Source organism: Klebsiella sp. TF21-TM, from assembly GCF_019753495.1.
GTDB classification, from domain to species: Bacteria; Pseudomonadota; Gammaproteobacteria; order Enterobacterales; family Enterobacteriaceae; genus Klebsiella; species Klebsiella quasipneumoniae.
Map to the genome: position 1 here is coordinate 1 of NZ_JAIJYL010000037.1, position 23,188 is coordinate 23,188.

Sequence of the window (23,188 nt, forward strand, 5' to 3'; positions counted from 1 at the left end):
AACATCAAAATGGTTGTTACCCTGATCCACCCGATCGCGATGGACGATGGTCTGCGTTTCGCAATCCGTGAAGGCGGTCGTACCGTTGGCGCGGGCGTGGTTGCTAAAGTTCTCGGCTAATCGCTGATAACATTTGACGCAATGCGCAATAAAAGGGCATCATTTGATGCCCTTTTTGCACGCTTTCACACCAGAACCTGGCTCATCAGTGATTTTATTTGTCATAATCATTGCTGAGACAGGCTCTGAAGAGGGCGTTTATACACCAAACCATTCGAGCGGTAGTGCGACGGCAAATCAGTATCCTTCTTTGCAACAGCAGGGCAGGGGCGACAGAACCGTCAGCGTTGAAGCAATTTGAATAGTTAAGTGTATAATCCGAAACTTAATTTCGGTTTGGATCGCCTCGCCCCCGCGGGGTGAAATTGTTTGTAGAATACTTCTGACAGGTTGGTTTATGAGTGCGAATACCGAAGCTCAAGGGAGCGGGCGCGGCCTGGAAGCGATGAAGTGGATTATCGTTGCCGTGCTGCTGATCGTGGCGATCGTGGGCAACTTCCTTTATCGCGACATTATGCTGGCGGTGCGTGCGCTGGCCGTGGTTATTCTTATTGCTGCTGCCGGTGGCGTCGCGCTGTTGACGACGAAAGGTAAGGCGACCGTTGCTTTTGCTCGCGAAGCGAGAACCGAAGTTCGTAAAGTGATTTGGCCGACTCGCCAGGAAACGCTGCATACTACGCTGATTGTTGCTGCCGTGACTGCAGTAATGTCACTGATCCTGTGGGGACTGGATGGTATTCTGGTTCGCCTGGTCTCCTTTATCACTGGCCTGAGGTTCTGAGATGTCTGAAGCTCCTAAAAAGCGCTGGTACGTCGTTCAGGCGTTTTCCGGTTTTGAAGGTCGCGTAGCCACGTCGCTGCGTGAACATATCAAATTACACAACATGGAAGAGTTATTTGGCGAAGTCATGGTCCCGACCGAAGAAGTGGTTGAGATCCGTGGCGGCCAGCGTCGCAAAAGCGAACGTAAATTCTTCCCGGGCTACGTTCTGGTCCAGATGGTCATGAACGACGCAAGCTGGCACCTGGTGCGCAGCGTACCGCGCGTGATGGGCTTCATCGGCGGTACCTCTGACCGTCCGGCGCCGATCAGCGACAAAGAAGTCGACGCCATCATGAATCGTCTGCAGCAGGTTGGCGATAAGCCGCGTCCGAAAACGCTGTTTGAACCAGGTGAAATGGTTCGCGTTAACGACGGTCCGTTCGCTGACTTTAACGGCGTGGTGGAAGAAGTGGACTATGAGAAGTCCCGCCTGAAAGTTTCCGTTTCTATCTTCGGTCGTGCGACCCCGGTAGAACTGGACTTCAGCCAGGTTGAGAAGGCGTAAGCCGGCGATCAAAAAAGCAGCGATTTAATCGTTGCATAGGGCGCGAAATTGGCATACAATTTCGCGCCTTTTGTTTTTATGGGCCCGGCCCGTAAAACGATGTTTAATCACGGGGAGCTTCTCTGAAGCGTTAATACCCAATTTGAGGATTTAAGAATGGCTAAGAAAGTCCAAGCCTACGTCAAGCTGCAGGTTGCAGCTGGTATGGCGAACCCGAGCCCGCCGGTCGGCCCAGCACTGGGTCAGCAGGGCGTGAACATCATGGAATTCTGCAAAGCGTTCAACGCCAAAACTGATTCCCTGGAGAAAGGTCTGCCGATCCCGGTTGTTATCACCGTTTACGCTGACCGTTCCTTTACCTTTGTTACCAAGACTCCGCCGGCTGCTGTTCTGCTGAAGAAAGCTGCAGGCATCAAGTCTGGTTCCGGTAAGCCGAACAAAGATAAAGTGGGTAAAATCTCCCGCGCTCAGCTGCAGGAAATCGCGCAGACCAAAGCTGCCGACATGACTGGTGCCGACATTGAAGCGATGACTCGCTCCATCGAAGGTACTGCACGTTCCATGGGCCTGGTAGTGGAGGACTAAGAAATGGCTAAACTGACCAAGCGCATGCGCGTGATCCGTGAGAAAGTTGATGCAACTAAACAGTACGACATCAACGAAGCCATCGCTCTGCTGAAAGAGCTGGCCACCGCTAAATTTACCGAAAGCGTAGACGTTGCCGTTAACCTCGGCATCGACGCGCGTAAATCTGACCAGAACGTCCGTGGCGCAACTGTACTGCCGCACGGTACTGGCCGTTCCGTTCGCGTAGCCGTATTTACCCAGGGCGCAAACGCTGAAGCTGCTAAAGCTGCAGGCGCTGAGCTGGTAGGTATGGAAGATCTGGCTGAGCAGATCAAAAAAGGCGAAATGAACTTTGACGTTGTTATTGCTTCCCCGGATGCAATGCGCGTTGTTGGCCAGCTGGGTCAGGTTCTGGGTCCGCGTGGCCTGATGCCGAACCCGAAAGTGGGTACCGTAACTCCGAACGTTGCTGAAGCGGTTAAAAACGCGAAAGCAGGTCAGGTTCGTTACCGTAACGACAAAAACGGCATCATCCACACCACCATCGGTAAAGTGGACTTTGATGCTGACAAACTGAAAGAAAACCTGGAAGCTCTGCTGGTTGCGCTGAAAAAAGCAAAACCGACTCAGGCGAAAGGCGTGTACATCAAGAAAGTTAGCATCTCCACCACCATGGGTGCAGGTGTTGCAGTAGATCAGGCTGGCCTGAACGCTTCTGCAAACTAATGCCTTTACGTGGGCGGCGAATTTGTCTACAATCTTCGCCCACGTTTGCTAACGATGGTTAGCAGGTAACCGAATTGTTCGTTGGAGCCTGGCCTATCCAGGCCTCCGTCGAAGACCGCAGGTGTTTCGCAAGAAACTTAATCCCCTGCGTAGACGGTGACAGAACGCTAAGATTATTTTTGGATATTCTGGCTTGTTTCTGCTCACCGTATTTAGACGCTCTTTTCGTTGAATTGAGTGAAGTGAGTTCCAGAGCATAGGCTCTGGCAAACATCCAGGAGCAAAGCTAATGGCTTTAAATCTTCAAGACAAACAAGCGATTGTTGCTGAAGTCAGCGAAGTAGCCAAAGGCGCGCTGTCTGCAGTAGTTGCGGATTCCCGTGGCGTAACTGTAGATAAAATGACTGAACTGCGTAAAGCAGGTCGTGAAGCTGGCGTATACATGCGTGTTGTTCGTAACACCCTGCTGCGCCGCGTCGTTGAAGGTACTCAGTTCGAGTGCCTGAAAGACACGTTTGTTGGTCCGACCCTGATTGCATACTCTATGGAACACCCGGGCGCTGCTGCTCGTCTGTTCAAAGAGTTCGCGAAAGCGAATGCAAAATTTGAGGTCAAAGCCGCTGCCTTTGAAGGTGAGCTGATCCCGGCGTCGCAGATCGACCGCCTGGCAACTCTGCCGACCTACGAAGAAGCAATTGCACGCCTGATGGCAACCATGAAAGAAGCTTCGGCTGGCAAACTGGTTCGTACTCTGGCTGCTGTACGCGATGCGAAAGAAGCTGCTTAATCGCAGTTATCATTGTAAAGCATTCGCTTACGTATAAACTTATTCTGATATTCAGGAACAATTTAAATGTCTATCACTAAAGATCAAATCATTGAAGCAGTATCCGCTATGTCCGTAATGGACGTTGTTGAGCTGATCTCTGCAATGGAAGAAAAATTCGGTGTTTCCGCTGCTGCTGCTGTAGCTGTAGCTGCTGGCCCGGTTGAAGCTGCTGAAGAAAAAACTGAATTCGACGTAATTCTGAAAGCTGCTGGCGCTAACAAAGTTGCTGTTATCAAAGCAGTACGTGGCGCGACTGGCCTGGGTCTGAAAGAAGCTAAAGACCTGGTAGAATCTGCTCCGGCTGCACTGAAAGAAGGCATCAGCAAAGACGACGCTGAAGCTCTGAAAAAATCTCTGGAAGAAGCTGGCGCTGAAGTTGAAGTTAAATAAGCCAACCCTTCCGGTTGCAGCCTGAGAAATCAGGCTGAGGCTGGTGACTTTTTGGTCACCAGCCTTTTTGCGCTGTAAGGCGCCAGTAGCGTTTCACGCTGTTTGACTACTGGTTTGCCTCTCAATGCTTGTTTCTATCGACGACTTAATATACTGCGACAGGTTAGGGTTCCTGGGCTGTGTAAATCGCAATGAAATGGTTTAAGCGTGATAGCAACAGGCATTGCGGAAAGTGTTCCATTTTCCGGTCAACAAAATAGTGTTGCATAAAAAACTGCCCTCTGCGGGCAGATGGGTCGACTTGTCAGCGAGCTGAGGAACCCTATGGTTTACTCCTATACCGAGAAAAAACGTATTCGTAAGGATTTTGGTAAACGTCCACAAGTTCTGGATGTGCCATATCTCCTTTCTATCCAGCTTGACTCGTTCCAGAAGTTTATCGAGCAAGATCCTGAAGGGCAGTACGGTCTGGAAGCTGCTTTCCGTTCCGTGTTCCCGATTCAGAGCTACAGCGGTAATTCCGAGCTGCAATACGTCAGCTACCGTCTGGGCGAACCGGTTTTTGACGTTAAAGAATGTCAGATCCGTGGCGTGACTTACTCTGCACCGCTGCGCGTAAAACTGCGTCTGGTGATCTACGAGCGCGAAGCGCCGGAAGGCACCGTCAAAGACATTAAAGAACAAGAAGTCTACATGGGCGAAATCCCGCTCATGACCGACAACGGTACCTTCGTCATCAACGGTACCGAGCGTGTTATCGTTTCTCAGCTGCACCGTAGCCCGGGCGTCTTCTTTGACAGTGACAAAGGTAAGACTCACTCATCCGGTAAGGTTCTGTATAACGCACGTATCATCCCTTACCGCGGTTCCTGGCTGGACTTCGAATTCGACCCGAAAGACAACCTGTTCGTTCGTATCGACCGTCGTCGTAAGCTGCCGGCTACCATCATCCTGCGCGCGCTGAATTATACCACTGAGCAGATCCTTGACCTGTTCTTCGAAAAAGTGGTCTTTGAAATTCGCGACAACAAGCTGCAGATGGAGCTGATTCCGGAGCGTCTGCGCGGTGAAACCGCCTCCTTCGATATCGAAGCCAACGGCAAAGTGTACGTTGAGAAAGGCCGTCGCATCACGGCTCGCCATATCCGTCAGCTGGAAAAAGACGATATCAAGCATATCGAAGTGCCGGTTGAATATATCGCGGGCAAAGTGGCGGCTAAAGACTATATCGATGAAGCGACTGGCGAACTGATCTGCCCGGCGAACATGGAGCTGAGCCTGGATCTGCTGGCTAAGCTGAGCCAGTCTGGCCACAAGCGCATCGAAACGCTGTTTACCAACGATCTGGACCACGGTCCATACATCTCTGAAACGGTACGCGTCGACCCGACTAACGATCGTCTGAGCGCGCTGGTAGAAATCTACCGCATGATGCGCCCTGGCGAGCCGCCGACTCGTGAAGCCGCTGAAAGCCTGTTTGAGAACCTGTTCTTCTCCGAAGACCGCTACGATCTGTCCGCGGTTGGTCGTATGAAGTTCAACCGTTCTCTGCTGCGCGACGAAATCGAAGGTTCCGGTATCCTGAGCAAAGACGACATCATCGAAGTGATGAAGAAGCTCATCGATATCCGTAACGGTAAAGGCGAAGTGGACGATATCGACCACCTCGGCAACCGTCGTATCCGTTCCGTTGGCGAAATGGCGGAAAACCAGTTCCGCGTTGGCCTGGTACGTGTAGAACGTGCGGTGAAAGAGCGTCTGTCTCTGGGCGATCTGGATACCCTGATGCCTCAGGATATGATCAACGCCAAGCCGATTTCCGCAGCAGTGAAAGAGTTCTTTGGTTCCAGCCAGTTGTCTCAGTTTATGGACCAGAACAACCCGCTGTCTGAGATCACGCACAAACGTCGTATCTCCGCACTCGGCCCAGGCGGTCTGACCCGTGAGCGCGCAGGCTTCGAAGTTCGAGACGTACACCCGACTCACTACGGTCGCGTATGTCCAATCGAAACGCCTGAAGGTCCGAACATCGGTCTGATCAACTCCCTGTCCGTATACGCGCAGACCAACGAATATGGCTTCCTCGAGACGCCGTATCGTAAAGTGACCGACGGTGTGGTTACCGACGAAATTCACTACCTGTCTGCTATCGAAGAAGGCAACTACGTTATCGCTCAGGCGAACTCCAACCTGGATGAAAACGGCCACTTCGTAGAAGATCTGGTGACCTGCCGTAGCAAAGGCGAATCCAGCTTGTTCAGCCGCGACCAGGTTGACTACATGGACGTATCCACCCAGCAGGTGGTATCCGTCGGTGCGTCCCTGATCCCGTTCCTGGAACACGATGACGCCAACCGTGCATTGATGGGTGCGAACATGCAACGTCAGGCCGTTCCGACTCTGCGCGCTGATAAGCCGCTGGTTGGTACCGGTATGGAACGTGCTGTAGCCGTCGACTCCGGCGTTACTGCCGTTGCTAAGCGCGGCGGTACCGTTCAGTACGTGGATGCTTCCCGTATCGTTATCAAAGTTAACGAAGACGAGATGTACCCGGGCGAAGCGGGTATCGACATCTATAACCTGACCAAATACACCCGTTCTAACCAGAACACCTGCATCAACCAGATGCCTTGCGTGTCCCTGGGCGAACCTATCGAGCGCGGCGACGTGCTGGCCGACGGCCCGTCCACCGACCTCGGTGAGCTGGCGCTGGGTCAGAACATGCGCGTCGCGTTCATGCCGTGGAACGGCTACAACTTCGAAGACTCCATCCTCGTTTCCGAGCGTGTTGTCCAGGAAGACCGTTTCACCACTATCCACATTCAGGAACTGGCGTGCGTGTCCCGTGACACCAAGCTGGGGCCGGAAGAGATCACCGCTGACATCCCGAACGTGGGTGAAGCTGCGCTCTCCAAACTGGATGAATCCGGTATCGTTTATATCGGTGCGGAAGTGACCGGCGGCGACATTCTGGTTGGTAAGGTTACGCCGAAAGGTGAAACCCAGCTGACGCCGGAAGAGAAACTGCTGCGTGCGATCTTCGGTGAGAAAGCGTCTGACGTTAAAGACTCTTCTCTGCGCGTACCGAACGGTGTCTCTGGTACCGTTATCGACGTTCAGGTCTTTACCCGTGACGGCGTAGAAAAAGACAAACGTGCGCTGGAAATCGAAGAGATGCAGCTGAAGCAGGCCAAAAAAGACCTGTCTGAAGAACTGCAGATCCTCGAAGCCGGTCTGTTCAGTCGTATCTACGCGGTGCTGGTCTCCGGTGGCGTTGAAGCTGAGAAGCTCGACAAACTGCCGCGCGATCGCTGGCTGGAACTGGGCCTGACTGACGAAGAGAAACAAAATCAGCTGGAACAACTGGCTGAGCAGTACGACGAACTGAAACACGAGTTCGAGAAAAAACTCGAAGCGAAACGCCGCAAAATCACCCAAGGCGACGATCTGGCACCGGGCGTGCTGAAGATTGTTAAGGTATACCTGGCCGTTAAACGCCGTATCCAGCCTGGTGACAAGATGGCAGGTCGTCACGGTAACAAGGGTGTTATCTCTAAGATCAACCCGATCGAAGATATGCCGCACGATGCTAACGGTACGCCGGTAGATATCGTCCTGAACCCGCTGGGCGTACCGTCTCGTATGAACATCGGTCAGATCCTGGAAACTCACCTGGGTATGGCTGCGAAAGGCATCGGCGATAAGATCAACGCCATGCTGAAACAGCAGCAGGAAGTCGCGAAACTGCGCGAGTTCATCCAGCGTGCCTACGATCTGGGCGCTGACGTTCGTCAGAAAGTTGACCTGAATACCTTCAGCGATGAAGAAGTTCTGCGTCTGGCTGAAAACCTGCGTAAAGGTATGCCGATCGCAACGCCGGTGTTCGACGGTGCGAAAGAAGCGGAAATTAAAGCGCTGCTGCAGCTGGGCGACCTGCCGACTTCCGGTCAGATCACCCTGTTCGACGGCCGCACCGGTGAGCAGTTCGAGCGTCCGGTAACCGTGGGTTACATGTACATGCTGAAACTGAACCACCTGGTCGACGACAAAATGCACGCGCGTTCCACCGGTTCTTACAGCCTGGTGACTCAGCAGCCGCTGGGTGGTAAGGCGCAGTTCGGTGGTCAGCGCTTCGGTGAGATGGAAGTGTGGGCGCTGGAAGCATACGGCGCAGCCTACACCCTGCAGGAAATGCTCACCGTTAAGTCTGATGACGTGAACGGTCGTACCAAGATGTATAAAAACATCGTGGACGGCAATCACCAGATGGAACCGGGCATGCCGGAATCCTTCAACGTACTGTTGAAAGAAATTCGCTCGCTGGGCATCAACATCGAACTGGAAGACGAGTAATTCTCGCTCAAACAGGTCACTGCTGCCGGGTTAACGCCCGGCAGCGGAATGTGCTAACTCCGACGGGAGCAAATCCGTGAAAGACTTATTAAAGTTTCTGAAAGCGCAAACTAAAACCGAAGAGTTTGATGCGATCAAAATTGCTCTGGCTTCGCCAGACATGATCCGTTCATGGTCTTTCGGTGAAGTTAAAAAGCCGGAAACCATTAACTACCGTACGTTCAAACCTGAGCGTGACGGCCTTTTCTGCGCCCGTATCTTTGGGCCGGTAAAAGACTATGAGTGCCTGTGCGGTAAGTACAAGCGCCTGAAACACCGCGGTGTGATCTGTGAGAAGTGCGGCGTTGAAGTGACCCAGACTAAAGTGCGTCGTGAGCGCATGGGCCACATTGAGCTGGCATGTCCGACTGCGCACATCTGGTTCCTGAAATCCCTGCCGTCCCGTATCGGCCTGCTGCTGGATATGCCGCTGCGCGATATCGAACGTGTACTGTACTTTGAATCCTATGTGGTTATCGAAGGTGGCATGACCAACCTCGAACGCAACCAGATTCTGACCGAAGAACAGTACCTGGACGCGCTGGAAGAGTTCGGTGACGAATTCGACGCGAAGATGGGTGCGGAAGCGATCCAGGCGCTGCTGCGCAATATGGATCTGGAGCAGGAATGCGAGCAGCTGCGTGAAGAGCTGAACGAAACCAACTCCGAAACCAAGCGTAAAAAGCTGACCAAGCGCATCAAGCTGCTGGAAGCCTTCGTACAGTCTGGCAACAAGCCGGAGTGGATGATCCTGACCGTTCTGCCGGTACTGCCGCCAGATCTGCGTCCGCTGGTTCCGCTGGATGGCGGTCGTTTCGCGACGTCTGACCTCAACGATCTGTATCGTCGCGTGATCAACCGTAACAACCGTCTGAAACGTCTGCTGGATCTGGCTGCGCCGGATATCATCGTACGCAACGAAAAACGTATGCTGCAGGAAGCGGTTGACGCCCTGCTGGACAACGGTCGTCGCGGTCGTGCGATCACCGGTTCTAACAAACGTCCTCTGAAATCTTTGGCCGATATGATCAAAGGTAAACAGGGTCGTTTCCGTCAGAACCTGCTCGGTAAGCGTGTTGACTACTCCGGTCGTTCTGTTATCACCGTAGGTCCATACCTGCGTCTGCATCAGTGCGGTCTGCCGAAGAAAATGGCGCTGGAGCTGTTCAAACCGTTCATCTACGGCAAGCTGGAACTGCGTGGCCTGGCCACCACCATCAAAGCCGCTAAGAAGATGGTTGAGCGCGAAGAAGCTGTCGTTTGGGATATCCTGGACGAAGTTATCCGTGAACACCCGGTCCTGCTGAACCGTGCGCCGACCCTGCACCGTCTGGGTATCCAGGCATTCGAACCGGTTCTGATCGAAGGTAAAGCCATCCAGCTGCACCCGCTGGTTTGTGCGGCATACAACGCCGACTTCGATGGTGACCAGATGGCTGTTCACGTACCGCTGACGCTGGAAGCCCAGCTGGAAGCGCGTGCGCTGATGATGTCTACCAACAACATCCTGTCCCCGGCGAACGGCGAACCAATCATCGTTCCGTCTCAGGACGTTGTACTGGGTCTGTACTACATGACCCGTGACAGTGTTAACGCCAAAGGCGAAGGCATGGTGCTGACTGGCCCGAAAGAAGCTGAGCGTATTTATCGCGCCGGCCTGGCCTCTCTGCATGCGCGCGTTAAAGTGCGTATCACTGAATACGAAAAAGACGACAATGGTGAGTTTGTCGCGAAAACCAGCCTGAAAGACACGACCGTTGGCCGTGCCATTCTGTGGATGATCGTACCGAAAGGTCTGCCGTTCTCTATTGTGAACCAGGCGCTTGGTAAGAAAGCGATCTCCAAGATGCTGAACACCTGTTACCGTATTCTGGGCCTGAAACCGACCGTTATTTTCGCGGACCAGACGATGTACACCGGCTTTGCTTACGCAGCGCGTTCAGGTGCATCCGTTGGTATCGATGACATGGTCATCCCGGAGAAAAAATACGAAATCATCAGCGAAGCGGAAGCGGAAGTTGCTGAGATTCAGGAACAGTTCCAGTCCGGTCTGGTGACCGCGGGCGAACGCTATAACAAAGTTATCGATATCTGGGCTGCGGCGAACGATCGTGTATCCAAAGCGATGATGGATAACCTGCAAACCGAAACCGTGATTAACCGTGACGGTCAGGAAGAGCAGCAGGTTTCCTTCAACAGCATCTACATGATGGCCGACTCCGGTGCGCGTGGTTCTGCTGCACAGATTCGTCAGCTGGCCGGTATGCGTGGTCTGATGGCGAAGCCGGATGGCTCCATCATCGAAACGCCGATCACCGCGAACTTCCGTGAAGGTCTGAACGTACTCCAGTACTTCATCTCCACGCACGGTGCGCGTAAAGGTCTGGCGGATACCGCACTGAAAACAGCGAACTCCGGTTACCTGACTCGTCGTCTGGTCGACGTTGCCCAGGACCTGGTCGTCACTGAAGACGACTGCGGCACCCTGGAAGGCATCACTATGACGCCGGTTATCGAAGGTGGCGACGTTAAAGAGCCGCTGCGCGATCGCGTACTGGGTCGTGTGACGGCGGAAGACGTGCTGAAGCCGGGTACTGCGGATATTCTGGTTCCACGCAACACGCTGCTGCACGAGCACTGGTGTGACCTGCTGGAAGCGAACTCCGTTGACTCCGTCAAAGTGCGTTCCGTTGTATCCTGTGACACCGACTTTGGTGTATGTGCGCACTGCTATGGTCGTGACCTGGCGCGTGGCCACATCATCAACAAAGGTGAGGCTATCGGCGTTATCGCGGCACAGTCCATCGGTGAGCCGGGTACACAGCTGACGATGCGTACGTTCCACATCGGTGGTGCGGCATCTCGTGCGGCTGCTGAATCCAGCATCCAGGTGAAAAACAAAGGTAGCATCAAGCTCAGCAACGCGAAGTCGGTTGTGAACTCCAGCGGTAAACTGGTTATCACTTCTCGTAACACCGAGCTGAAGCTGATCGACGAATTCGGTCGTACCAAAGAGAGCTATAAAGTGCCTTACGGTGCGGTTATGGCGAAAGGCGACGGTGAGCAGGTTGCCGGCGGTGAAACCGTCGCAAACTGGGATCCTCACACCATGCCGGTTATCACCGAAGTGAGTGGTTTTATCCGCTTCACTGACATGATCGACGGCCAGACCATTACTCGTCAGACCGACGAGCTGACCGGTCTGTCTTCGCTGGTGGTTCTGGACTCTGCAGAACGTACCGCAGGTGGTAAAGATCTGCGTCCGGCGCTGAAAATCGTTGATGCTCAGGGCAACGACGTTCTGATCCCAGGTACCGATATGCCTGCTCAGTACTTCCTGCCGGGTAAAGCGATTGTTCAGCTGGAAGATGGCGTACAGATCAGCTCTGGTGACACCCTGGCGCGTATTCCGCAGGAATCCGGCGGTACCAAGGACATCACCGGTGGTCTGCCGCGCGTTGCGGACCTGTTCGAAGCACGTCGTCCGAAAGAGCCGGCTATCCTGGCTGAAATCAGCGGTATCATTTCCTTCGGTAAAGAAACCAAAGGGAAACGTCGCCTGGTTATCACCCCGGTAGACGGTAGCGAGCCGTACGAAGAGATGATTCCGAAATGGCGTCAGCTCAACGTGTTCGAAGGTGAACGTGTAGAACGTGGTGACGTAGTTTCCGACGGTCCGGAAGCACCGCACGACATTCTGCGTCTGCGTGGCGTACATGCTGTGACCCGTTACATTGTTAACGAAGTCCAGGACGTATACCGTCTGCAGGGCGTTAAGATTAACGATAAACACATCGAAGTTATCGTTCGTCAGATGCTGCGTAAAGCCACCATCGAAAGCGCAGGCAGCTCCGACTTCCTCGAAGGCGAGCAGGTGGAATACTCCCGCGTCAAGATCGCAAACCGCGAACTGGAAGCGAACGGCAAAGTGGGCGCAACGTTCTCCCGCGATCTGCTGGGTATCACCAAAGCGTCTCTGGCCACCGAGTCCTTCATCTCCGCGGCATCGTTCCAGGAGACCACTCGCGTGCTGACCGAAGCAGCCGTTGCGGGCAAACGCGACGAACTGCGCGGTCTGAAAGAGAACGTCATCGTGGGTCGTCTGATCCCGGCCGGTACCGGTTATGCGTACCACCAGGATCGTATGCGCCGTCGCGCTGCTGGCGAACTGCCGGCGGCACCGCAGGTGAGCGTGGAAGAAGCATCTGCCAACCTGGCAGAGCTGCTGAACGCAGGTCTGGGCGGTTCTGACAACGATTAATCGTTGATGCACTGCTAAAAAGCCGGTCAGGTTTCCTGACCGGCTTTTTTATTGCCTGTTCTCCGCAGTCCCCGTCTTTAATTACATTTACGCCATATCCAGGATGCAATTTTTTAGCAATTAATTCATAAAAAATATCCTTTAGCCTTGCACCTCAAAAACCTTTCTTTATATATGGGTAAAACTTCTACTCATATCAAAAAATAAACAATTTAAAGAGGATATATTCAAAATACCTGATGAATCATGGGATTACTGCTGCTGCTTTATCTTCGGCGCGACGGCCTGGAGAGGGATCGCTGCATCTCATGCTTCCCCCAACAAGGCGCAGAAATAATCCCGGCAGGCAGGTAGGGATCATTACTTTAGGTCTGAGCGGACAGGCTCTGGGGGCTGCATGGAATTCGCGATACAACTCATTATTATCTTAATTTGTCTGTTTTATGGTGCCCGAAAAGGCGGTATTGCGCTGGGGCTGCTGGGCGGCATCGGTTTAGTGATCCTCGTCTTTGTTTTTCATCTCCAGCCGGGTAAACCGCCGGTTGATGTGATGCTGGTGATCATTGCGGTGGTGGCCGCCTCGGCGACGCTGCAGGCGTCCGGCGGCCTGGATGTCATGCTGCAGATTGCCGAGAAGCTGCTGCGGCGAAACCCAAAATATGTCTCTATTGTGGCGCCTTTCGTCACCTGCACGCTGACTATCCTCTGCGGTACCGGTCACGTGGTGTATACCATCCTGCCGATTATCTACGATGTGGCGATTAAGAATAACATTCGCCCGGAGCGTCCGATGGCCGCCAGCTCCATTGGCGCCCAGATGGGGATCATCGCCAGCCCGGTCTCGGTGGCGGTGGTCTCGCTGGTGGCGATGCTGGGGAATTTTACCTTTAACGGTAAACATCTTGAGTTTCTCGATCTGCTGGCGATAACCATTCCTTCCACGCTGCTGGGCATTTTAGCCATCGGCATCTTCAGCTGGTTCCGTGGCAAAGATCTGGATAAAGACGAAGCCTTCCAGGCGTTTATTGCGGTACCGGAGAACCGCCATTACGTCTATGGCGATACGGCGACGCTGCTGGATAGAAAGTTGCCCACCAGCAACTGGATAGCGATGTGGATTTTTCTGGCCTCCATCGCTGTGGTGGCGCTGCTCGGCGCCTTCTCTGAACTGCGTCCGACCTTTGACGGTAAACCGCTGTCGATGGTGCTGGTGATCCAGATGTTTATGCTGCTCTCCGGGGCGCTGATCATCATCATTACTAAAACCAACCCGGCATCGATTTCCAAAAATGAGGTCTTTCGTTCGGGAATGATCGCTATCGTCGCGGTGTACGGCATCGCCTGGATGGCGGAGACCATGTTTGGCGCTCACATGACCGAAATTAAAGGGGTGCTCGGGGAGATGGTCAAAGAGTATCCATGGGCCTATGCCATCGTGCTGCTGCTGGTTTCGAAGTTTGTAAACTCGCAGGCGGCAGCGCTGGCGGCGATTGTTCCGGTGGCCCTGGCCATCGGCGTCGACCCGGCCTATATCGTGGCTTCTGCGCCGGCCTGCTATGGCTACTATATTCTGCCGACCTACCCCAGCGATCTGGCGGCGATCCAGTTTGACCGCTCAGGGACCACCCATATTGGCCGCTTTGTGATTAACCACAGCTTTATCCTGCCCGGGCTCATCGGCGTTGGCGTCTCCTGCGTTTTTGGCTGGGTATTCGCTGCGATGTACGGCTTTCTGTAAGCGGGGACGGGCGCCGGCAGCGACGCCCGTTCAGTTCGAGAGATTATTGCGCGAGGGGCAGGCGACGGTATAGTTCAATCATATCGGTCGCCAGATCCTGAATGACCATGGCGTTCATCAGATGGTCCTGAGAATGCACGGTGATCAGGTTGACCGGTAACTTACCGCTGCCTTCATCCAGGCCGATAAGCTGGGTCTGAATTTTATGCGCATGTTTGACGAACTCATGGGACTCGGCCATGGCCTGCTCCGCTGCGGCAAAATCGCCTTTCCGCGCCAGCTGTAGCGCCGTCAGCGCCGCGCTGCGCGCGGAACCCGCGTTAACCAGCAGCTCCATGATGATCGTTTCTAAATCTTCCATCGATTACTCCAGCATCTTAAGGGCTTTATCCAGAACGGCATCACCTTTCATCATGCCGTAGTCCATCATATCGATCACGGCGACCTTTTTGCCGAACGGGTCGGCCAGCGCCTGCAGCTTCGCCTGCTCATATTTCACCTGCGGGCCGAGCAGAATAATGTCGGCGGCGGCCAGATTATCTTTAAACTCGGCGACCGGTACGGCCTTGATTGAGACCTCAACACCTTTCTTCTGCGCGGCATCTTGCATACGCTGAACCAGCATGCTGGTAGACATACCGGCGGCACAGCACAAAACGATATTCTTCATAGTCAGTGGCCCTTGTGTTCCGTGATGTCTTATGTTTATCGCGGCCCTGGCGATGCGACAACCGCTTTACCGTGATTGTGTGTAAGTCATCACACAAAAATTGAAACCGGTTTCATTTTTGCCGGAAAAAATAAAAAAGCCCACCGAAGTGGGCGGTTGCGGCGCTAAAGTCCTAGGCGCGCAGGATACGGTTTTTACCCTGCTGTTTGGCTTTGTACAGCGCTTCATCGACGCTCACCACCAGTTTATCCAGCGGCTCCATGTTCCATTCCCCCAGCCCGGCGCTGAAGGTGACCGTCAGGCCATCTTCGCGCCAGGTGCGCCGTTCGACGTTTACCCGCCATGTTTCCAGCAGCGTGCGGGCGTTATCAATATGTTCGGCAGGAAAGACCACCGCGAACTCTTCACCACCATAGCGATAGAGGGATATCTCCAGCGGCTGGAGGACCTGCAGCCCTTCGCGGGCGACGTTACGCAGAACGATATCGCCGTTGAGGTGACCCCAGGTGTCGTTGATCGATTTAAAGTTATCGATATCGACCAGCGCGAGGGCGAACGGCTGATGATCGTTCATCAGCGCGGCAATATCGCTGTCGAAGGCGCGGCGGTTCTTGCAGCCGGTGAGCGCGTCAATGGTCGCCTGGCGGACGTAGGTCAGTTCGCGCTGCTTATTGGTTTCAATGGCTTTACTCAGCATCGCCTCGAGGCGTGGGGCGCGTTTGACGTCGCCGGTTTTAATCGCATTGATGATATTCATCAGCACGGTGCGGGAGGCATGACGCAGATAAAGGCCGAACAGGATGATGATGATCGCCGCGAGGGCGAAACCGCCGATCACTAAATTGGTTTCATGGCGCGTCAGATTAACCAGGGTGGTGTTATCGACACGGAAAATCACAAACCAGTCGGGATTGGTAAAGGAGTAATAGTAATACCAGGTGTCGCTCCCGGGATCGTAAAGCTGTCCCTCGCCGCTGGTCATTTTATCCATCAGCTCATTACTGACGAAGGGTTTAAACAGCGCGCCAGGGTCGGAGTGCAGGACCACTTTGCCATCACGCTGCACCACAAAAAACTCGCCCTGTACGGGGGCGACCATCTGGCGCAGCGCGAATCCCATGGAGGTGAGATCGAGATGAAAGGCCAGGCTGCCCTTGAGTTTCCCCTCCGGGGTGATGATGGGTTTGAAAATGGTAATCGTCGGATGGTGGGTAAAAAAATCCATATATGGGCTGGTGTAGTGGCTGAAGGTGCTGGCTTCCGCCTGTTTGATAAACCAGGGTCGCGTTCTGGGATCGAAAGCCTGACTGTCTTCATTTTCCAGCACCTCCGGGGCGCGCAGATAGTGGCCCTCGGTATCCGCCAGCGAGATGGATGAGACGCTCGGCATCATGTTCTGTAACTGCATCAGCGTCGTTAACCCTTTCTCCGGTTCCACATTGACTGCGCGATTCAGTTCGTCATTGCGGGCAAAGAAGGCGACCGCGCGCCCAAGGATAAAATCATTTTCCCGCAGCAGGGTTTCCGTGTAGTTGATCGCCAGGTTGTGGGTAAAGTTGCGGTTAATGTCGTGATAATCTTCAAGAAAATCTTTTCGCTGCGCCAGGGTGACAAAAATAGCGATCAGCATAAAACTGAGCAAGATGCCGGCAAACCCCACGACGATCGGCGTCGTGAAAGAGAGCTTTCTGTTGTGTAGAGCCATGAATCGTTAATCGTCCCGGATGTATAAACCATGGGTCCGAACGCAGGTTGCGACTGCGACGCCTGCCGATCGAATCAGTTAACTATTGCTCAATTATAACTCTGAGGCCTTCATGTATCGTGATTTATATTCGGCGACAATGTACAGGCCCTCGATCAGCGCGGAGAGGCAGGGCGAAAATGAGGAAGAAAAGGTTCGCCCTGGTCAGCGTCCGCTGCTGACCCGGGCAGAATAGAAAAAGGGCGCCTGGCGGGCCAGCCTCCGTTTTTCATCTCTCGTGCAGGCGCGCAAAAATATCAGGCGCTTACACTGTACATCATGAGGTTTGCGAGGCGCGTCCCAGCCAGCTGTCCCAGTCTTTCCACACCGGCTGCAGGCCGCGGGCAGCCAGCGCGCTGGCGACTTCTTCAGGCCGACGGTCATCGTGCGGCGCGAACTGCTCAAGCTCCGGATGGTCGTCGGCGTAACCCCCGGGCTGGGTTTTGGAGAAGGCGCTGACGTTATTGATCGCCAGCGGGATCACCCGGTCGCGGAACCAGGGGGATTCGCGGGTGGATAGCGACAGCTCAACCTCCGGCGCCAGCAGGCGGAAGGCGCAGATGGTCTGCACCAGCTGACGCTCATCCATTAGCGAGGCCGGTTCAATGCCGCCGGCGCAGGGACGCAGACGCGGGAAGGAGACCGAATAGCGGCTGCGCCAGTAGCGTTGCTGCAGCCACAGCAGGTGCTCAGCGACCATAAAGCAATCCACCCGCCAGCTGTCGGAAAGGCCGATCAGCGCGCCAAGGCCGATCTTATCGATCCCCGCCTCGCCCAGGCGATCCGGCGTATCCAGCCGCCAGAAGAAATCCTGCTTTTTCCCTTTCAGGTGATGCTGGGCGTACATGCTTTCGTGATAGGTCTCCTGATAGACCATCACCCCGTCGAGCCCCAGGGTTTTCAGCTCGGCATACTCGTCGGTCGCCAGCGGCTGCACCTCCATATGCAGCGAGGCAAACTGGCTGCGGATTGCCGGCAGGTGCTGGCGGAAATAATCCATTCCCACTTTGCCCTGATGCTCACCGGTCACCAGCAGCAGATGCTCAAAGCCCAGGTCGCGGATCGCGGCGCACTCGCGGGTAATCTCGGCAGCATCCAGCGTCTTGCGCTTAATGCGGTTGCTCATCGAGAAGCCGCAGTAGGTGCAGTCGTTGGCGCACAGGTTGGAGAGATACAGCGGCACGTAGAAGCTGACGGTATTGCCGAAGCGCTGACGGGTAAGCCGCTGCGCGCGCTGGGCCAGAGGTTCAAGATACCCGGCCGCCGCCGGCGAAAGCAGGGCCATCATGTCGTCGCGGGTCAGCTGTTTGGCTGCCAGCGCCCGTTCGACATCGGCGGCGGTTTTACCGTTGATGCGCAGGCGGATGTCGTCCCACTCCAGCTGCCGCCAGCGATCGCTGAAGGTTTTCATGCCAGCGCCTCCAGGAATCCGGTGAGCGGGCTGGTGGCCTGCGCCTGCGCGCTGCGCGCCCCCGGTCCGGCCTGACGGGCCAGCAAGCCGGCCTCGACCGCCATACGGAAAGCGTGGGCCATGGCCACGGGATCGTCGGCGACGGCAATAGCGGTATTGACCAGCACCGCGTCCGCGCCCATTTCCAGCGCCTGCGCCGCATGGCTTGGAACGCCGATGCCGGCGTCGACCACCACCGGCACCGTCGACTGCTCGATAATAATCTCCAGCATGGCTTTGGTTTCCAGCCCCTGATTGGAGCCGATCGGCGCGCCCAGGGGCATCACCGCCGCGCAGCCAGCCTCTTCCAGCCGTTTACACAGCACCGGGTCGGCGCCGCAGTAGGGCAGCACCACGAACCCTTCGCGGACCAGCAGCTCCGCCGCTTTCAGGGTTTCAATCGGGTCGGGCAGCAGCCAGCGGGCGTCCGGGTGGATCTCCAGTTTCAGCCAGTGGGTGCCCAAGGCTTCCCGCGCCAGGCGGGCGGCAAACATCGCCTCTTCCGCTGTCTTGGCGCCCGAGGTATTCGGCAGCAGGCTGACTCCCGCCGCCAGCAGCGGGGCGAGGATGGCGTCATTGTGCTGACGTAAATCGACGCGCTTCATCGCCAGGGTGACCAGCTGGCTGCCCGAGGCGCGAATCGCCTCAACCATCACCTCCGGGGCGGCGAATTTGCCGGTACCGGTGAAAAGATGGGATTCAAATGTTTTGTCTGCAATACGTAACATGTCAGCCTCCAGCGATAACCTGAAAAAGCAGGACTCGATCGCCTTCCTGCAAGAGATGATCTTCCCACCGGTCGCGCGGCAGAATGTGTTGATTGAGCGCCAGCGCGACGCCCGGCTGCAGCTGTTCGAGCTGGGTCAGCAGGGCGCTGACGCTGAGATGGTCGGCGCACGCCAGCGGCTCGTCGTTAAACCAGATCTGCATGCCGCCCTCCGCAAATCGGGCAGTCCCGGGAACGCTGTAGCGCCAGGTTACGCCAGTTGCTGGTGCGGGCGTCGAACAGCCGCAGAGTGTTGCGCGGCGTCGTCATGCCGCTGAGCAGCTTAATGGCCTCCAGCGCCTGCAGCGTGCCCATCATGCCGACCACCGGACCGACGATCCCCGCGGTGCGGCAGTTGCGCTGCGGTTCGTCGCTATCCGGCCACAGGCAGCGATAGCAACCCTGCGTCCAGGGGGGGGTGAGCACCATCAGCTGACCGCCGAAGCCGACGGCGCTGGCGGTCACTAACGGGATGTCGAGGGCCACGCAGGCGGCATTGATCGCCTGGCGGGTGACCATGTTATCGGTACAGTCCAGCACCACGTCCGCTTTCGCCACCTCGGCGCGCAGCGCCTCGCCGCTTAATCGCTGCTGGAGCGCAACCAGTTTGATCTGCGGATTTAGCTGGCTGAGCCGCGTCTTTGCCGCCGCGGCTTTTGGCCGATCGATATCCGCGCTGGTGAACAGGATCTGCCGCTGCAGATTGCTGAGATGCACGGCGTCGTCATCGGCCAGGGTCAGCGTCCCGACGCCAGCCCCGGCCAGATAGAGCGCCGCCGGGGAGCCCAGCCCGCCAAGGCCGATAATCAGCACCCGGCTGGCTAACAGCTTCTGCTGTCCCTCGATGGCGATATCCTCCAGCAGCAGCTGACGGCTATAGCGCATAAAGTCGTGATCATTCATCGCCCGCTCCCGCCAGCGTCAGCAGCTGGTCGGTCGCTGCCCGCCAGTCCGCCGCCTGGGTGATGGCGCTGACCACTGCGATGCTGCCGACGCCGGTCGCCAGCACCGCCGGGGCCTTTTCAAGGCTAATTCCGCCGATCGCCACGGTGGGGTAATCCGCCAGGCGTTGGATATGTCTGGCAAGCTGCTCGAGCCCCTGCGGCGCGGAGGGCATCTGTTTGGTTTGCGTCGGGAAGACGTGACCCAGGGCGATGTAAGAGGGGCGCGCCGCCAGGGCGACATCAATCTCCATATCGTCATGGGTGGAGACGCCCAGACGTAGCCCGGCTTGGCGGATGGCGCTCAGATCGGTGGTTTCCAGATCTTCTTGTCCGAGATGCACGCCGTAGGCCTGGTGCTTGATCGCCAGTCGCCAGTAATCGTTAATGAACAGCCGGGCGTGATAGCGGCGGCCAAGGGCGATGGCGGCGATGACGTCATCCTCCACTTCGCTGTCGCGTCGGTCTTTGATGCGCAGCTGAATAGTACGCACGCCGGCTTCGAGCAGGCGCTCAATCCACGCCACGCTGTCCACTACCGGGTAGAGTCCGAGACGAAACGGGACGGGTGGAAAATCAGGCTGATACATCAGACTTCCTCCTGTTTCAGGTAGATTTCGCCGCCGCGGGCGCGGAAGTGATGCGACATATCGGCCATGCCGGCGTCGATGGCCTGTCTGGCGGCGTAGTCGCGGACTTCCTGAGTGATCTTCATTGAGCAGAATTTCGGACCGCACATGGAGCAGAAGTGGGCAACTTTGCCGGATTCCTGCGGCAGGGTTTCATCGTGATAGGCCCGGGCGGTAAATGGATCCAGCGCGAGGTTAAACTGGTCTTCCCAGCGGAATTCAAAGCGCGCCTTCGACATGGCGTTATCGCGGATCTGCGCCCCGGGGTGACCTTTCGCCAGGTCGGCGGCGTGGGCGGCGATTTTGTAGGTAATCAGCCCCTGCTTCACATCCTCTTTGTTGGGCAGGCCGAGATGCTCTTTTGGCGTGACATAGCACAGCATGGCGCAGCCGAACCAGCCGATCATCGCCGCGCCGATGCCGGAGGTGAAATGGTCGTAGCCCGGCGCAATGTCGGTGGTGAGCGGCCCGAGGGTGTAGAACGGCGCTTCGTGGCAGTGCTCCAGCTCCTCGGTCATATTGCGGCGGATCATCTGCATCGGCACGTGGCCGGGGCCCTCGATCATCACCTGCACGTCATACTCCCAGGCGATTTTCGTCAGCTCGCCGAGGGTGCGCAGCTCGGAGAACTGCGCTTCGTCGTTGGCATCCTGAATGGAGCCGGGGCGCAGGCCATCGCCCAGCGACAGCGACACGTCATAGGCGGCGCAGATTTCGCAGATTTCGCGGAAATGCTGGTAGAGAAAGTTTTCCTGATGGTGCGACAGGCACCATTTGGCCATGATTGAGCCGCCGCGCGAAACGATGCCGGTCAGACGCTTCGCGGTCATCGGGACGTAGCGCAGCAGTACGCCGGCGTGAATGGTGAAGTAGTCGACGCCCTGTTCGGCCTGTTCCAGCAGGGTATCGCGGAAGGCTTCCCAGGTGAGGTTCTCGGCGATGCCGTTGACCTTCTCCAGCGCCTGGTAAATCGGCACGGTGCCGATCGGTACCGGACTGTTACGCAGGATCCACTCGCGGGTTTCGTGGATATAGCGGCCGGTGGAGAGATCCATCACCGTATCGGCGCCCCAGCGGGTGGACCAGACCAGCTTCTCGACCTCTTCTTCGATGGAGGAGGTCACCGCCGAGTTGCCGATATTAGCATTCACTTTTACCAGGAAGTTGCGGCCGATAATCATCGGCTCAGACTCCGGGTGGTTGATATTGGCCGGGATGATGGCGCGCCCGGCGGCCACTTCATCACGGACGAACTCAGGGGTAATGTTTTCCGGCAGGCGGGCGCCGAAGCCTTCGCCGGCATGCTGCTGGCGCAGAACTTCGCTGCGAATACGTTCGCGGCCCATGTTTTCGCGAATGGCGATGAACTCCATCTCCGGGGTGACGATCCCCTGGCGGGCGTAGTGCAGTTGGGTAACACATTTGCCGGCAACGGCGCGTTTTGGCTTCAGCTGGCTATTGAAGCGCAGCTCATCAAGGCCGTCATCGGCCAGCCGCGCTTTGGTATAGGCCGAGCTGCGTTCGCTGAGCGGGGCGCAGTCATTGCGCGCGTCGATCCACGGCTGGCGCAGCCTGGCAAGCCCCTGGCGGACATTAATGCCAATATCCGGGTCGCCATAAGGTCCGGAGGTGTCATACACCGGGATCGGTTCGTTGGCTTCGTACTGTGGGTTATCGTTATCGCCGCCGACGAGGGTTGGGCTGAGCTGGATTTCACGCATTGGGACGCGGATATCCGCTTGTGAACCTTGAATGTAGATACGGCGCGAATTAGGGAAAGCAGCGCCTTCCAGCGTATCGATAAATCGCTGCGCGTGCTCGCGTAGCTCACGACGGGTCAGTTTGGTAGTAGACATAGCGCATTCCAGATGAAAAGGACATGGCTTGTCAGACGACGGATGGAGTAACAGATGCGATCGGCCCTGACGGACTGACGCGAACAGCAGTTTACTCTTGTTCCCTTCGCAGGTATTAGCCTGATCAGGTTCCGCGGATCCCGAATTAACGGTCTCAGCCTTTTCCACGTTAGCCTTCACATGGAAAATAAGCACTCCGACAAGATGACATCCCCTCCGGAGAGGGGGAATGAAGGTAAACTACTCGTTAATTGCGCACAACTCAAGCGGTCGGGGCAATATTATCGCGCACCTCATCGTTCAGATGATGGGCGACGGCGAGGGCGATCAGTTTATCTTCCAGGGCGAAACGCGCTTCCAGCGACTCGCCGATATCCGACAGCGCCTGCTGAAATTCAAGGTAGTTATCATGATCAATGGCGTTTTCGAGGCAGGTATCGTAGTAGTCCATCATCTGCTGGGTATTGGCTTCCAGCTGCGGGTAAAGCCGGGTGGCGGCTAAAAGTGGGGTATCGCCTTCCATTTCGCCAATAATGCGTTCATAAATACTAAAATGACCGGACGAGAGGTAATCCACCAGACTTTGGCAAAAGTCATCCAGCGCCTTTTCGTTTAGCCGCATAAACGACTCTTTGCCCGGTTTCAGGCCAACCAGATTGTAGTAAGCCACGAGCAGATGCTTACGCACTTGTAGCCAGCGATCGACCAGTTCATTACTACCGCCAACGCGCTCCGTCAGATTTTCCAGCTGGTTTAGCATGATTGACTCCGCTAGTTTTGATTTAAATCTGCTCACCAAAAATGTAAATATAATGTTAACAACATGCCAGTGAAGCAAAGG

At 55.8% G+C, this 23,188-nt stretch carries 20 protein-coding genes and 1 riboswitch; of the genes, 10 read left to right on the forward strand and 10 right to left on the reverse strand.

The window, feature by feature from the left end:
- The 10 genes from K5R89_RS23970 to dcuB all read left to right on the forward strand — a co-directional run.
- Nucleotides 1–120, forward strand: a 120-nt coding sequence (locus K5R89_RS23970) for an elongation factor Tu 1 (RefSeq protein WP_001384287.1), incomplete at its 5' end; no start/stop codon positions are given.
- A 337-nt stretch (nucleotides 121–457) separates the two neighbouring features.
- Nucleotides 458–841, forward strand: a complete 384-nt coding sequence (gene secE / locus K5R89_RS23975) for a preprotein translocase subunit SecE (RefSeq protein WP_002883772.1) — start codon at nucleotides 458–460, stop codon at nucleotides 839–841.
- A 1-nt stretch (nucleotide 842) separates the two neighbouring features.
- Complete coding sequence (gene nusG, locus K5R89_RS23980) at nucleotides 843–1,388, forward strand: transcription termination/antitermination protein NusG (RefSeq protein WP_001287521.1); 546 nt, start codon at nucleotides 843–845, stop codon at nucleotides 1,386–1,388.
- A gap of 156 nt (nucleotides 1,389–1,544) precedes the next feature.
- Nucleotides 1,545–1,973 carry a 50S ribosomal protein L11 gene (gene rplK, locus K5R89_RS23985; RefSeq protein WP_002884034.1) on the forward strand — a complete coding sequence of 143 codons (429 nt, stop codon included), beginning with the start codon at nucleotides 1,545–1,547 and terminating at the stop codon, nucleotides 1,971–1,973.
- A gap of 3 nt (nucleotides 1,974–1,976) precedes the next feature.
- Entirely contained in the window at nucleotides 1,977–2,681 is a 705-nt protein-coding gene (gene rplA, locus K5R89_RS23990; protein ID WP_002884036.1) for a 50S ribosomal protein L1, read from the forward strand.
- Between the two features lie 289 nt (nucleotides 2,682–2,970).
- Complete coding sequence (gene rplJ, locus K5R89_RS23995) at nucleotides 2,971–3,468, forward strand: 50S ribosomal protein L10 (protein ID WP_001207203.1); 498 nt, start codon at nucleotides 2,971–2,973, stop codon at nucleotides 3,466–3,468.
- Nucleotides 3,469–3,534: 66 nt separating this feature from the next.
- Nucleotides 3,535–3,900: a 50S ribosomal protein L7/L12 gene (gene rplL, locus K5R89_RS24000; protein WP_002884142.1), complete on the forward strand. Its 366-nt coding sequence runs from the start codon at nucleotides 3,535–3,537 to the stop codon at nucleotides 3,898–3,900.
- Between the two features lie 324 nt (nucleotides 3,901–4,224).
- Nucleotides 4,225–8,253, forward strand: coding sequence for a DNA-directed RNA polymerase subunit beta (rpoB, locus tag K5R89_RS24005; protein WP_004206758.1), 4,029 nt, complete (start codon nucleotides 4,225–4,227; stop codon nucleotides 8,251–8,253).
- 76 nt (nucleotides 8,254–8,329) lie between these two features.
- Complete coding sequence (rpoC, locus tag K5R89_RS24010; protein WP_023291591.1) at nucleotides 8,330–12,553, forward strand: DNA-directed RNA polymerase subunit beta'; 4,224 nt, start codon at nucleotides 8,330–8,332, stop codon at nucleotides 12,551–12,553.
- Between the two features lie 397 nt (nucleotides 12,554–12,950).
- Nucleotides 12,951–14,291 (forward strand): anaerobic C4-dicarboxylate transporter DcuB, encoded by a 1,341-nt coding sequence (dcuB, locus tag K5R89_RS24015; protein ID WP_032454532.1) that lies wholly within the window; start codon nucleotides 12,951–12,953, stop codon nucleotides 14,289–14,291.
- A 43-nt stretch (nucleotides 14,292–14,334) separates the two neighbouring features.
- On the opposite strand, the gene K5R89_RS24020 is transcribed toward dcuB, so the two are convergent.
- From K5R89_RS24020 to K5R89_RS24065, 10 genes are all read right to left on the reverse strand, one after another.
- The gene (locus K5R89_RS24020; RefSeq protein ID WP_004206755.1) at nucleotides 14,335–14,652 is read right to left on the reverse strand and encodes a PTS lactose/cellobiose transporter subunit IIA; all 318 of its coding nucleotides are present in this window, start codon (nucleotides 14,650–14,652) and stop codon (nucleotides 14,335–14,337) included.
- Nucleotides 14,653–14,655: 3 nt separating this feature from the next.
- The gene (locus tag K5R89_RS24025) at nucleotides 14,656–14,961 is read right to left on the reverse strand and encodes a PTS sugar transporter subunit IIB (RefSeq protein WP_002884150.1); all 306 of its coding nucleotides are present in this window, start codon (nucleotides 14,959–14,961) and stop codon (nucleotides 14,656–14,658) included.
- 172 nt (nucleotides 14,962–15,133) lie between these two features.
- A complete protein-coding gene (locus tag K5R89_RS24030) occupies nucleotides 15,134–16,666 on the reverse strand; it encodes a sensor domain-containing diguanylate cyclase (RefSeq protein WP_017901111.1) in 1,533 nt (510 codons plus the stop codon).
- Between the two features lie 316 nt (nucleotides 16,667–16,982).
- Nucleotides 16,983–18,116 (reverse strand): 2-iminoacetate synthase ThiH, encoded by a 1,134-nt coding sequence (gene thiH / locus K5R89_RS24035; protein ID WP_087827460.1) that lies wholly within the window; start codon nucleotides 18,114–18,116, stop codon nucleotides 16,983–16,985.
- Nucleotides 18,113–18,883: a thiazole synthase gene (thiG, locus tag K5R89_RS24040; RefSeq protein WP_087827461.1), complete on the reverse strand. Its 771-nt coding sequence runs from the start codon at nucleotides 18,881–18,883 to the stop codon at nucleotides 18,113–18,115. Before thiG ends, thiH begins: the two co-directional genes overlap by 4 nt.
- 1 nt (nucleotide 18,884) lies before the next feature.
- Nucleotides 18,885–19,085: a sulfur carrier protein ThiS gene (gene thiS, locus K5R89_RS24045; RefSeq protein WP_017901114.1), complete on the reverse strand. Its 201-nt coding sequence runs from the start codon at nucleotides 19,083–19,085 to the stop codon at nucleotides 18,885–18,887.
- Nucleotides 19,069–19,824, reverse strand: a complete 756-nt coding sequence (gene thiF / locus K5R89_RS24050; protein ID WP_050533980.1) for a thiazole biosynthesis adenylyltransferase ThiF — start codon at nucleotides 19,822–19,824, stop codon at nucleotides 19,069–19,071. The genes thiS and thiF overlap by 17 nt, the downstream gene beginning before the upstream one ends.
- Nucleotides 19,817–20,452, reverse strand: coding sequence for a thiamine phosphate synthase (gene thiE / locus K5R89_RS24055; RefSeq protein WP_087827462.1), 636 nt, complete (start codon nucleotides 20,450–20,452; stop codon nucleotides 19,817–19,819). The genes thiF and thiE overlap by 8 nt, the downstream gene beginning before the upstream one ends.
- A complete protein-coding gene (gene thiC, locus K5R89_RS24060) occupies nucleotides 20,452–22,347 on the reverse strand; it encodes a phosphomethylpyrimidine synthase ThiC (protein WP_023291597.1) in 1,896 nt (631 codons plus the stop codon). The genes thiE and thiC overlap by 1 nt, the downstream gene beginning before the upstream one ends.
- Nucleotides 22,348–22,431: 84 nt before the next feature.
- Nucleotides 22,432–22,556, reverse strand: a riboswitch (TPP riboswitch).
- 53 nt (nucleotides 22,557–22,609) lie between these two features.
- Nucleotides 22,610–23,107 carry an Rsd/AlgQ family anti-sigma factor gene (locus K5R89_RS24065; protein ID WP_023291598.1) on the reverse strand — a complete coding sequence of 166 codons (498 nt, stop codon included), beginning with the start codon at nucleotides 23,105–23,107 and terminating at the stop codon, nucleotides 22,610–22,612.
- Nucleotides 23,108–23,188: the final 81 nt, after the last annotated feature.